This is a genomic window from Cysteiniphilum sp. 19S12-1 (assembly GCF_052030685.1).
GTDB lineage: Bacteria > Pseudomonadota > Gammaproteobacteria > Francisellales > Francisellaceae > Caedibacter.
This window is the reverse complement of record NZ_JBQAJM010000004.1, coordinates 13,423-24,869: the sequence shown is the minus strand read 5'-3', so window position 1 is coordinate 24,869 and position 11,447 is coordinate 13,423. Positions and strand designations below refer to the sequence as shown.

The following is an 11,447-nucleotide window of genomic DNA, read 5'->3' as shown; positions in this document are numbered from 1 at the left end:
CTGCTTAAATTACTTGGGGTATTATAAAAGTTTAGTTAATCATTTCTTTAATCAGTTGTAATTGCAGCTTCATCACCGTTTTTGCAATTGTTTGCTTATTGCGAATATCTTTTAGTGCCAACCCATAATTATATTCTGTTAATCTATTCTGAATTTTATCTACTAAACAGATATTAGATATCGCATGAGGGTCGTTTTGATAAAGGTGTCTTAGTGCGACCATAAAATCATTAAATGCTGATTTATTGCGTAGTGCGTCAATTGACTTTAAAGCCTGCAATATTTCTTTTTCGGAATGTTGTTGTAATTGACTAAAAAAAAGATGATAACGATAAACCTTAAGGCAGAGTGTCTGAGTGGTTTTTGGTGGCTTAAGCTCATTTAATACATCTAAAAGTGCCTGCTCGCTTTCTAAAGGCGTCAATAATAAAGCAAATAAGATATCGTTATTTGTACATTGCAATTGGGTAGCATTTAATAATGGCTCAAGTCTACTTATAGATAATGTTTTTAAAGGTTTAAGAATATGTTTGAAGGCACCTAGCTGTTGTAATGTTGATAAGAAAAACTCAAAATTTGTTGTGCTTAATGCACGTGTAAACTCCTGTAAAATGCGCTCGTGAGATAATGCTTCAATCTCGTTATTGTCAACAATTGTTTGCATAAGGTTCAACGTTTCATCAGCAATGGTAAATCCAAGGTAATGAAGCTTGGCAGCAAAGCGCGCGACTCGCAGTACGCGTAAAGGATCTTCACAAAAAGCCTCACTAACATGGCGAAGTTTTTTGTTGTTGATATCCTCTTGACCATTAAACGGGTCGTGTAGTTTACCGTTTTCATCAATTGCCATGGCATTAATGGTCAGATCTCGTCGTTTTAAGTCTTCAATCAATGACACTTCATCAATATTAAATGTAAAGGCTTGATAGCCGCGACCTGTTTTTGTCTCAGTGCGCGCTAGTGCATATTCCTCATGTGTTTCAGGATGCAAGAACACCGGAAATTTTTTACCGACTTGAATAAATCCAAGCTTTAGCATATCTGATTGTTTGGCATCAACCACAAGCCAATCATGATCTTTGACTGGGAGTTCTAATAATTGGTCGCGGACAGCACCACCGACTAAATACGTTTTCATGTTTATGACTGCTTAAGTAAGCTTATTCTTTATGTTATCAGTAAATTTAGGTAAACTCTGTGACAATTTGGCTTCTTAAATAAAATAAAGATAAAAATATGCAAGTTTCTGAAAATGCGAATAAGAAAACCTATAGTTTGTACAAAAGATTGCTATGGGAAGTCAGATCCTTATGGCCATTATTGCTTATCTCTGTCATCGGCAGTATTATCTATTCGGCATGTGATGCTTATGCGATGTATTTGATTAAACCCTTATTAAATAAAGGTTTCACACCTACAGGGGGCGAGTTTTTAAAAGGCATTGCTTTAGTGTTTTTACTATTGTTTACTTTGCGTGGCGTTGGCTCTTTCTTATCATCTTTTTTTATGGGGAAGCTTGGTGCGCAAGTCGTTTATCGCTTTCGCAAGCGTATGTTTGGTAAGTTTCTAGATTTGCCTGCGCACTATTATGATAAAACCTCATCAGGTAAATTGCTCTCCAAGCTTTTGTATAACGTTGATCAGGTCACCAGTGCCACGGGTTCAGCGATTATCACTGTAGTACAAGATGGCACTTTTGTCATTGGTCTTATTATTGTGATGGTGGTGACCAGTTGGCAGCTGTCGATCACTGTGATTGTTGTCGCTCCCTTTCTTGCCGTTTTTATTACGTGGATTAGTAAGAAGTTTCGCCATTATAGCCGTAATACCCAATCAGCGATGGGCTCGGTAACACACTTTGCCGAAGAAGCTTTGATTAACTACAAAGAAATCCGTGTCTTTGGTGGACAAAAATATCAACTACAGAAGTTTGATCATAACCTAAGCTATACCTATCGCCAACAAATCAAAACGTTGATGCTTGATGGCTTATCGTCACCAATTATCCAATTTATTGGAGCGATTGTTATCGCGGTGATTTTGTTTATTGTTGCAACTTATGGCTTAAAAGAAGGTGGTTGGCTTGATGCTGGCGGTTTTGTTGCTTTTTTTGCATCGATGATGGCAATTTTAAAACCAATTAAAAATCTAACCAATGTTAACTCAACCATTCAAAAGGCCATTGCAGCAACCGAGGATATCTTTGAGATCTTGGATGCAAAATCCGAAGAAGATAAGGGTACCAAGCAATTAACTGATGTCAAAGGACAAGTTGAGTTTAAAGACTTAAGCTTCTGTTATCCAGAGTCTCAGCAAATGGTATTAAAGCATATCAATTTAATCGCAAAACCTGGACAAACCATTGCCTTGGTTGGGCGATCAGGTGGTGGTAAAACCACGATGGTGAACTTGTTAGCACGCTTCTACCAACCAACAAAGGGGCAAATTCTACTAGATAATGAGGATATGCAGTCACTGACTTTGGCAAACTTACGTCGTCATATTTCACTAGTGTCGCAGCATGTTAATCTCTTTGATGATACATTATTTCATAATATTGCTTATGGTCGTGATGGAGAAGTAAGTGAAGAAGAAGTCATTCAGGCAGCAAAAGCCGCCAATGCTTGGGATTTTATTGAGAAGTTGCCTAAAGGTTTGTATACCGAAGTGGGTCAAAATGGTCTAAGCCTATCCGGTGGGCAGCGTCAACGTGTTGCAATCGCAAGAGCACTTTTGAAAAATGCGCCAGTACTCATCTTAGATGAAGCCACCAGTGCACTGGATAATGAGTCTGAGCGCATCGTCCAGCAGGCATTAGAGCGATTAATGAAGGATCGCACGACTTTTGTTGTTGCCCATAGACTATCAACCGTTGAACATGCTGATCAGATCGTTGTCATGGATGGTGGTGAAATTGTTGAAATAGGCAGCCACAAAGCCCTATTGCAAAATGAAAACGGCTTATATTATCAGCTTTATCATCAATCTTTGCATTAAAGAGTCCTAAATGATGCAAAAGGATTGGTACACGGCACATAAGACTTGGCGCGCAATGATCTTAGCACCTTTGTCATGGCTTTTTTCATACATTGCTAAGAAGCGTAGAAACAAACTACAAAAAAATGCATATCAAAGTAAATTACCGCTGATTGTCGTTGGTAATATTGCTGTTGGTGGTACGGGCAAAACCCCTGTGGTGCAGGCCATTTGTCAGTATTTAAAAGCACAGGGCTATCATCCGGCGATTATTACCCGAGGCTTTGGTGGTAAAGCGACACACTATCCTTTTATGATAGACCAGACAACGCCAGCAAGTATCTGTGGCGATGAACCTTTTATGCTGCACCAATTATTACAAGATATTCCGATTGTTATTTCTCCTAAGCGTGTTGAAGCAATTCAATATATTGAACAGAAACTTAAAACGGTTGACATCATTATCAGCGATGATGGTTTGCAGCATTATGCGATGCATCGAGATATAGAAATTGCGGTGATTGATGGTCAGCGCCAATTTGGAAATGGTCTGTGCTTGCCAGCGGGTCCTTTGCGTGAGCCTATTACACGCTTAAAAGAAGTTGATATGATGATTATCAATGGTGGTGGTAGGGTGAGTATAAGCAATCAAGCACAATATGATATGCAGTTATTGCCACAAAACTTAGTGAGCGTGGCAACTGGTCAACAGTTTGCTATTGATCAATTAATCAAATCAGTGGGGAGTGCATGCTGTGCTGTGGCTGGTATTGGTAATCCCCAACGCTTTTTTAATAGCTTAAAGTGTCTCGGCTTTACAGTTGAAGCATATCCTTTTAAAGATCATCACAGCTTTACACTTGAGGATTTTAAAGCTGTGGGTGATGAAAAGCCTGTGATTATGACGTATAAGGATGCGGTAAAATGCCAAGGCTTTGCCAAAGATAATTGGTATTATTTAGCGATATTGCCTGAAATTGAAGCAGAATTTTTTGAAGAGCTAAGCGAAAAACTCTCTCTGCTAGAGAGGGGAAAGGAGGGAGGAAAACTCTAACAGAGAAACTTGTGTGATCAATTACTTTGGATTTTCTTTTACCTATTTGATCATGAAAATTTGCGGTTGAGCTGTGTCATTGTTAATTTTGCTTTGACGGACGTAGTCAATGTATAAATCAAATAATTTCATAATGTTCACCTCTTGGGTTTTAGTTTACTGGGGGTATCTACTGTCAAGAATAGCAGAAAAAAAATAATTTGCTGTTTCAATGGCGTATTGGCATGTATCAAAGTTGTTACAGCGATTAGTTTGAGGCAGTAAACGCTGTAACATGGATTATGATCTAATGGCATTACCTTAAGAAGTAGCTTGTGAATATAGGCTTTGCAACGACGTTAAATCAATCATCCCTGATAAAATGGATTGCCACGCATCCATGCTCGCAATGACAGCCTTTGACTTGTCATCCGTAAGTCAAGATGGCGTGAGGATCCAATGCGGAGCTGCCATGGATGGTTAGTCATCCTCCTGAAGGTAGTGCTATTAGCTTATGATCGATGTAGAATGGAAAAAAATGATGGAGTATAGTTTTGCAGATTATCGATACACATGTTCATTTTTGGGACTTAAATCAAAATATAAATAGTTGGGTGTTAAATCAACCAAATAAAGCACTAAAGCAGGATTTCTTGCCTCAAAGCCTACAACAGAAAATGCAGGATGGACTCTATGGTGTGGTGCATATTGAGGCGCATGATAGTCGTATTGACACAGAGGTTGAAATCAAATGGTTGATGGCAGTGGCACAAAAATGCCCTGAGATTCAAATCAAACATATTGCTTATGTTGATATGACATTAGCAAAAGCGCAGTTTACTGCAAAGTTAGATAAGCTTAAGCAATATCCGCAAGTCGTTGGTATTCGTCATATTCTAGCCTATGAACAAGGTGTTGATTATTGCCCTGAATCTCAAGATTTATCCACTCACCCCAATGTGTTAGCTAATTTGCAAATATTAGCGGATTATGATTTTATTTTTGAGTGCCAAGCCTACCCGCGACAGTTGTTAAATCTTGCAACACACCTTAAAGCATCACGTGTTAAAACGGTGATTGAACATTGTGGTTTGCCATTATGGGATAGTCATGAACAGCGTAAGCTATGGCAACAAAGTATGCGAGTCTTATCAGACATTGAGAATGTTTCACTGAAATTATCAGGACTTCAAATGTTAGGGCAACTAGCACATAGTAAAGCGATTGTTGACTATGCCATTGATTGTTTTGGCTACCAAAGACTAATGTATGCTTCAAATAATCCCGTGTGTTTTGGCGATAACCCACTTGAATGGTTTGAAACATTAAATCAATTATGTGCAGGTAAAGGTAAGGTTTTTTATGATAATGCACTTGAGCTTTACCAATTTTAAGCTTTTATAAAAAGTAATCGCCTAGCACATTGCATTAATACTTTAATTTGATGTTTGTCGAAATGTAGTCCATAATTTCACACAGACAATAAGTTTGTATGGAGTTGTTATGCAGTCAAAACATATTGATTTAATCACTCAGAAGCTAAACCATTTACCCGCGAAGTATTTTACGGAGGTCGAGGATTTTATTGATTTTTTGCATCAAAAAGATAGTTTGCAAAAAGTGCGCAAAGATTTCACAATGATGTCACAATCAAGCTTTCAAAAAGTGTGGGATAATGATGAAGACGAAATCTATAATGACCTATGATGTTGGTGATGTTGTTTTAGTCCCATTCCCTAAAAACATTTTAAAGAAACTGGGCGCTTTAACAGCATTAGATCAAAAAAAACTTTTTGAAGTCATGTCAAATTTATTTGATTCGACAAGTGATGATAAATAATGAAGAGAAAACAAAAAACACTTGTTCTTGGTATTGGCTCGCCTTTTGGCGATGATCAATTCGGTTGGTTAGTGGCAGAGCAAATTAAAGAAATGCTCAAGAGTAACCAAAGTTCACATATTGATATTGAGATTGCCGATCGACCAGGTTTGAATTTATTACGATTTTTAGAGAAGAATTATACGCAAGTTATTCTAATCGATGCAGTTAATGCTGGTGTTGAGCCCGGTGCGCAGTTCTTTTTACAGTCGCGTGAGATTCTTGAATTTAATGGATTTCTGTCTTCTCATAATATTGGTGTCGCGCCATCTTTGGCATTGGCAGATGCGCTTAATATGCCGATAGATCATGTGTTGTTTCATGGTGTACAAGGTCAGCGTTTATTTGTGAAGGATGACCTTGTATCGGATGCTGTGAAAAAGTCAGTAAGTAATATGGCGCAGATGATAACTTCCCAGTTGATTAAATCGTAGGGGCGTATTGCATACGCCCGAGAATGGCTTATAAAGGCTTCGACTTACGCTCAGCCAACGGTTGTTCAATGAAATATGATTATTGCCTAAAACATTTATGGGCTAATGGCACTACCTTAAGAAGTAGTTTGTAAATATAGGCTTTGTAACGAAGTTAAATTAACCATCCCTGATAAAATGGATTGCCACGCATCCATGCTCGCAATGACACCCTCTGATTTGTCATCCGTAAGCCAAGATGGCGTGAGGATCCAGTACGAAGTTGCCATGGACGGTTAGTGATTCTCCTAAAGGTAGCGCCATTAATTCATGGGTATTTTAGCTTAAGGTTGATTGGATTGAATCGCAGTAATCGCAATGGTGTAAATAATATCATCGACCGTTGCCCCACGTGAGAGATCATTAACCGGTTTGTTTAATCCTTGTAATATCGGACCGATGCTTAATACATCAGCACTTCGTTGTACGGCTTTATAGGTTGTGTTACCCGTGTTTAAATCAGGAAATATCAATACATTGGCATATCCGGCAACGACACTATGAGGTGCCTTTTTTTGAGCAACAGAAAGCGTTGTGGCAGCATCATATTGTAAGGGACCATCAACGATAAGGTCAGGTCGTTTTGCCTTAACCAATTCAGTTGCAGATTTGACTTTATCGACATCGGCACCATGACCTGAGTCGCCTGTGCTATAACTGATCATCGCAATTTTGGGATCAATGCCAAATGCTGAGGCAGACTCAGCGCTTTGAATAGCAATCTCAGCCAATTGCTCTGCTGTTGGATCAGGGTTAACTGCGCAATCACCATACACAAGTACTTGATCTTCAAGGCACATGAAAAATACCGAAGAGACAATTGAGCATTGAGATTTTGTTTTAATGATTTTAAGTGCCGGTGAAATGGTGTGTGCGGTGGTGTTTAAAGCCCCTGCAACTAAGCCATCAACATCTGACATATATAACATCATGGTCGCAAGGGTCACATTATCTTCGAGTGCGCCACGCGCCATAATTTCGGTCATGCCTTTATGTTTACGAGCGTCGATAAGCGGGTTAAGATACTGAGCCTTGATACTATCGGGATCAATGGTGATGACTTTATCCGATAAGTTTAGTCCTTGCTTTTTGGCAACTTCGATAACATCTTCGCGTTTTGCTAATAAGATACAAGTGGCAATCTTGCGTTCACTACAGAAAATAGCTGCTTCAATTGTGCGCGGCTCTAATCCCTCAGGTAGAATAATGCGTTTGCTGACTTCGCTGGCACGTTTGATCAGATAATGGCGAAACGCCGGAGGCGATAGTTTGGTTGGTGCCGGTGTTGCACTGAGCTTGCGTGTAATCATATCAACATCAATACATTCGGCAATCGATGATCGCAATAAATTTAAACGGGTTGTGTCATCTTTAGGAATGCTACTGTAATCAATGTCAGCTAATTTCAAAATGGTGCTAATGCTTTTATTCTCAGTCGCAAAAATAGGCAAAGATGTGCGTTTGGCAACGTCAAGACAGAAATCAAGTACTGCACGATTGGCAAGTGAGAAGGCAGTTAATATTAATCCGGCGATTTTAATGCCTTTTTGTGCGGCAACTGTCACTGCTAGGATAATATCACTGCGATCAGCAGCCGTGATGATTAATGTCCCCGGCTTTATCTCGTCTAATGCGTGATCGACGGTACGCGAGCACATGGTTACGATATGCACACGGCGTTCAAGATCAAAGCCGTCAAAGAGAGCATTCAAATTTAAACGATTGGCAATATCAATAACACGTGGATAGGTGAGATTGTTTTGCCAATGCGTCACCCCGAGTAAATTCAGATGATTACTGCTAAATATAGTTAATACTTCAATATCTGATCGCGTAAGTCTTGGTGCGCTACTGTTGATATCTTCATCTAACAAACTAAAACGATTCTTGCCATCACTGTCAATAGGTGCATTAAGTTTAGTAACAATGGCGCCTAAGAGTGCATCTTGGGGAATTTGCTGTTGATATAGCTTTAGTTGAATCTCAAGGTCTTTTAGCGCCTTATATCCTTGGCGTGCAATGAGAATAACATTAGCGTTAAACGCGCGAATAAGTGTTTTATTAAAGAGATTGATGTAAGCGTTTAACCATTCAAACTGATTGTGATTGTGCTCTTTGATAAATACGCCATCGATTAAGGTGATATCACTATTTTGACTAACTTTATCGTAGATATTAAGTAAGTATTCAAAGAAGTCTTTTATTTTGTTTTGTTGAAAATAATGCTCAATTTCTGAAGAAGATATTTCAGCATCAAATAATGGATTAAACAGCTTAACGCGATAACCACGTTGCTCAAGGGCATATCTTAAGCCTTGCTTTAACGAAAATAAACCAACACCTTGACCAGTGGGTAATAATATGATTGGTAGACTCATGCTTGATCCTTAATTATCTAATAACATTTGACAACTTTGCGCAATCATTCGCTCTTCATCAGTTTTAAGTACCATAATGCGCTGGCTGCCCTTAGCGTGAATTTCGATTGTCTGTGCGGCATTTTCATTGCGCGCATCATCAATCTTAAAGCCACTAAATTTAAGTCGTTTAACGATTTGTTGACGCACTAAAGCGCTGTTTTGACCAATGCCTGCGGTAAAAATAAGCCCGTCAAGTTGTTCAAAATACATCAGATAACTCGCAATGAAGCTGGCAACACGGTGACTAAATATATCCAGTGCTAATTTCGTTTTCTTAATTCCTTTTACTTCGTTTGTTTCTGTTACATCTTTTTCTTCTTGTAATTCGCTATCAGGATTGGCAATGAGATGTTCAATTTCACGCATATCACTTAAGCCGCATAAGCCGAACAAACCACTTTGCTTGTTTAATAGCTGATTAATCTCATTGATCTCAAGACCAAGTGTTTGTTGAAGGTAGCTAAAAATACCAGGGTCAATAGTGCCTGAGCGCGTACCCATTACAAGCCCATCTAATGGGGTAAATCCCATGCTGGTATTGATGCTTTTACCATTTTTAATCGCACTAATACTGCAACCATTACCTAGATGCGCACAGATGAAATTACCCTGTGTCAGACTTAAGTATTTGGCAGCTGTTTGTGCAATATACTGGTGACTTATTCCATGAAAGCCATATTTTCTGATATGTAGATCTTCATAAAGCGTACTAGGGATGGCGTAGCGATAGACTTCTTCAGGCATACTCTGGTGGAAAGCCGTATCAAAAACAGCGATTTGCGGTATTGATGCGAAATGTTGCTGACAAAATTCAATGCCTTCAAGATTGGCAGGATTATGTAAGGGCGCCAAAGGAGTAAGGGCACGAATTTTAGCAATAACATCATCTGTTACAATAACGGCACGATCAAAATAATGCCCACCATGTACTACGCGATGTCCAATAGCAATGATTTGATTGAAATAGTCTTGTCGCTTTAAAAAGTCAATGATTTTAACAAATGCTTGGTGGTAATTAAGTGGCGCATTCTCTGTCTTAGTCTGTCCATTAATAGAAATGCTTAGCGTTGTCTCTTTGGTATTGATTTTATCAACCAATCCAACAAGCATCTGTACCAAGGTATTATGATCATAAAGTGAGAATTTAATTGAGGAACTACCGCAGTTAAAAACGAGAAAGTACTGTGCCATGGGGTATAGGTTCTTAAAATTTAAGTGACACTCACTATAACTTAAGTTTATCCTTCATTGGAAACCTAAACACACACTAAGATCACAAAAGTAAGCAAAACTTGCGCTATGTCATTATTATCCCATTTAACGCAGTAAATAGCACAGACAGACTACTTCCTTTTATTTACTGTATGTTATTCTGATCCGTAGTGATATATGGGTTTTAAAGTTATGCATGAATTTTCGTTGTGCCAGAGTGTGATTAATATTGTGCTTGATAAAGCAAAAAGCATGGGATATGCGTCGCAAGCGGTGCGCCGAATTGAACTGCGTGTAGGGCTATTAGCAGGTGTGGATGTTGAATCCATGCGCTTTTGGTTTCCTGTTGCTGCTAAAGATACGCCATTAGCGCAAAGTATCTTGAATATCACTGTGCAGCCGGCACTGGCACATTGCGTAACATGTGCTCATGAATATCAATTATCAAAGTTTTACGATGCATGCCCCAAGTGCCAAAGTCATGATAAAGAAATATTAACAGGTCAGGATATGCTGGTGGAAAAAATTGAGTTTGCAAGCTCAGAAGAAAATAATAAGAGTTAAGAGTTAAGAGTTAAGAGTTAAGAGTTAAGAGTTAAGAGTTAAGGAGTAAGTTATGTGTACAGTTTGTGGTTGCAGCGGCTCTGAGGATACGCATCAACATGCGCACAACCATCACACCCATGATCATGGGGTTGATAGTGTCAAATTAGAACAGGCAATTTTGGCAGCAAATGATCAATATGCGCATGCCAATCGTGAGAGTCTAAGTGCTAAAAACGCACTAGCATTTAATTTTGTATCAAGTCCAGGTTCAGGCAAAACCTCATTGCTTGAAAAGACGATCGCTAAGCTTCATACACAATACCCAATCGTTGTTGTTGAAGGTGACCAACAAACTGAGATTGATGCCAATCGAATTCGTAAGGCGGGGGCAAAAGCCTATCAGATCAATACTGGCAAAGCATGTCACTTAGATGCGCATATGGTTGGGCATGCGTATGAACATTTAGATATTCAAGAAAACAGCTTTGTCTTTATTGAGAATGTTGGCAATTTGATTTGTCCGGCGATGTTTGATTTAGGGGAAAAACATCGTGTTGCTGTGATTTCTGTGACAGAAGGTGATGATAAACCGCTTAAATATCCAGATATGTTTTATCATGCCGATACGGTGATTATTAATAAAATTGACTTATTGCCGTATGTTGATTTTAGTGTTGAGCATTGCATTGAAAATATTCGTAAAATTCGTCGTGATATTCGATTTTTTGAGCTTTCGGTTAAAACGGAAGAAGGGTTCGATAATTGGTTAAACTGGTTATCTTCTTTAATAAGCCTGAAAGAAAAGGTGTAACTTTGACATGCCCTGTTAAAGAGAAAGAGTGAGCGAAAGACTACATATACCCATCGTAAATCATTTTGCGGTGTTTAATGTTGAAAAAGTTTTTGAT

Annotated in this window: 12 protein-coding genes; 8 read left to right on the top strand and 4 right to left on the bottom strand. The window is 38.8% G+C overall.

Annotated features, from left to right (window positions below; genetic code table 11):
- Positions 1–31 precede the first annotated feature (31 nt).
- Entirely contained in the window at positions 32–1,138 is a 1,107-nt protein-coding gene (locus ACTS4L_RS01995; RefSeq protein ID WP_440615465.1) for a multifunctional CCA tRNA nucleotidyl transferase/2'3'-cyclic phosphodiesterase/2'nucleotidase/phosphatase, read from the bottom strand.
- Between the two features lie 98 nt (positions 1,139–1,236).
- Between ACTS4L_RS01995 and msbA the strand changes: the two genes are divergently transcribed.
- From msbA to ACTS4L_RS01965, 6 genes are all read left to right on the top strand, one after another.
- The gene (msbA, locus tag ACTS4L_RS01990; protein ID WP_440615466.1) at positions 1,237–2,997 is read left to right on the top strand and encodes a lipid A export permease/ATP-binding protein MsbA; all 1,761 of its coding nucleotides are present in this window, start codon (positions 1,237–1,239) and stop codon (positions 2,995–2,997) included.
- Between the two features lie 10 nt (positions 2,998–3,007).
- The gene (lpxK, locus tag ACTS4L_RS01985; protein WP_440615467.1) at positions 3,008–4,030 is read left to right on the top strand and encodes a tetraacyldisaccharide 4'-kinase; all 1,023 of its coding nucleotides are present in this window, start codon (positions 3,008–3,010) and stop codon (positions 4,028–4,030) included.
- A 533-nt stretch (positions 4,031–4,563) separates the two neighbouring features.
- On the top strand, positions 4,564–5,403 hold the full coding sequence (locus ACTS4L_RS01980; RefSeq protein WP_440615468.1) for an amidohydrolase family protein: 840 nt from the start codon (positions 4,564–4,566) through the stop codon (positions 5,401–5,403).
- 109 nt (positions 5,404–5,512) lie between these two features.
- Positions 5,513–5,716, top strand: coding sequence for a DUF2281 domain-containing protein (locus ACTS4L_RS01975; RefSeq protein ID WP_440615469.1), 204 nt, complete (start codon positions 5,513–5,515; stop codon positions 5,714–5,716).
- Positions 5,685–5,849 (top strand): hypothetical protein, encoded by a 165-nt coding sequence (locus tag ACTS4L_RS01970; RefSeq protein WP_440651657.1) that lies wholly within the window; start codon positions 5,685–5,687, stop codon positions 5,847–5,849. Before ACTS4L_RS01975 ends, ACTS4L_RS01970 begins: the two co-directional genes overlap by 32 nt.
- Positions 5,849–6,322: a hydrogenase maturation protease gene (locus ACTS4L_RS01965; RefSeq protein ID WP_440615471.1), complete on the top strand. Its 474-nt coding sequence runs from the start codon at positions 5,849–5,851 to the stop codon at positions 6,320–6,322. Before ACTS4L_RS01970 ends, ACTS4L_RS01965 begins: the two co-directional genes overlap by 1 nt.
- A 116-nt stretch (positions 6,323–6,438) precedes the next feature.
- On the opposite strand, the gene ACTS4L_RS01960 is transcribed toward ACTS4L_RS01965, so the two are convergent.
- Genes ACTS4L_RS01960 through ACTS4L_RS01950 form a run of 3 tightly spaced genes read right to left on the bottom strand, consistent with a single transcriptional unit; the run spans position 6,439 to position 9,972 of the window.
- Positions 6,439–6,591, bottom strand: coding sequence for a hypothetical protein (locus tag ACTS4L_RS01960; protein ID WP_440651655.1), 153 nt, complete (start codon positions 6,589–6,591; stop codon positions 6,439–6,441).
- Positions 6,592–6,645: 54 nt separating this feature from the next.
- Positions 6,646–8,739: a phosphate acetyltransferase gene (gene pta / locus ACTS4L_RS01955; protein ID WP_440615472.1), complete on the bottom strand. Its 2,094-nt coding sequence runs from the start codon at positions 8,737–8,739 to the stop codon at positions 6,646–6,648.
- A gap of 9 nt (positions 8,740–8,748) precedes the next feature.
- A complete protein-coding gene (locus tag ACTS4L_RS01950; RefSeq protein WP_440615473.1) occupies positions 8,749–9,972 on the bottom strand; it encodes an acetate/propionate family kinase in 1,224 nt (407 codons plus the stop codon).
- Positions 9,973–10,185: 213 nt separating this feature from the next.
- Here ACTS4L_RS01950 and hypA point away from each other — a divergent pair, with 213 nt between their 5' ends.
- Positions 10,186–10,557, top strand: a complete 372-nt coding sequence (gene hypA, locus ACTS4L_RS01945; RefSeq protein WP_440615474.1) for a hydrogenase maturation nickel metallochaperone HypA — start codon at positions 10,186–10,188, stop codon at positions 10,555–10,557.
- Positions 10,558–10,609: 52 nt separating this feature from the next.
- On the top strand, positions 10,610–11,350 hold the full coding sequence (hypB, locus tag ACTS4L_RS01940; RefSeq protein ID WP_440617675.1) for a hydrogenase nickel incorporation protein HypB: 741 nt from the start codon (positions 10,610–10,612) through the stop codon (positions 11,348–11,350).
- Positions 11,351–11,447 lie beyond the last annotated feature (97 nt).

Coding starts and splice junctions, on each gene's coding strand:
- ACTS4L_RS01965 (WP_440615471.1), top strand. CDS start 5,849: ATGAAGAGAAAACAAAAAACACTTGTTCTTGGTATTGGCTCGCCTTTT.
- ACTS4L_RS01950 (WP_440615473.1), bottom strand. CDS start 9,972: ATGGCACAGTACTTTCTCGTTTTTAACTGCGGTAGTTCCTCAATTAAA.
- hypB (WP_440617675.1), top strand. CDS start 10,610: ATGTGTACAGTTTGTGGTTGCAGCGGCTCTGAGGATACGCATCAACAT.
- lpxK (WP_440615467.1), top strand. CDS start 3,008: ATGATGCAAAAGGATTGGTACACGGCACATAAGACTTGGCGCGCAATG.
- ACTS4L_RS01970 (WP_440651657.1), top strand. CDS start 5,685: ATGATGAAGACGAAATCTATAATGACCTATGATGTTGGTGATGTTGTT.
- ACTS4L_RS01995 (WP_440615465.1), bottom strand. CDS start 1,138: ATGAAAACGTATTTAGTCGGTGGTGCTGTCCGCGACCAATTATTAGAA.
- pta (WP_440615472.1), bottom strand. CDS start 8,739: ATGAGTCTACCAATCATATTATTACCCACTGGTCAAGGTGTTGGTTTA.
- msbA (WP_440615466.1), top strand. CDS start 1,237: ATGCAAGTTTCTGAAAATGCGAATAAGAAAACCTATAGTTTGTACAAA.
- hypA (WP_440615474.1), top strand. CDS start 10,186: ATGCATGAATTTTCGTTGTGCCAGAGTGTGATTAATATTGTGCTTGAT.
- ACTS4L_RS01960 (WP_440651655.1), bottom strand. CDS start 6,591: ATGGCAACTTCGTACTGGATCCTCACGCCATCTTGGCTTACGGATGAC.
- ACTS4L_RS01975 (WP_440615469.1), top strand. CDS start 5,513: ATGCAGTCAAAACATATTGATTTAATCACTCAGAAGCTAAACCATTTA.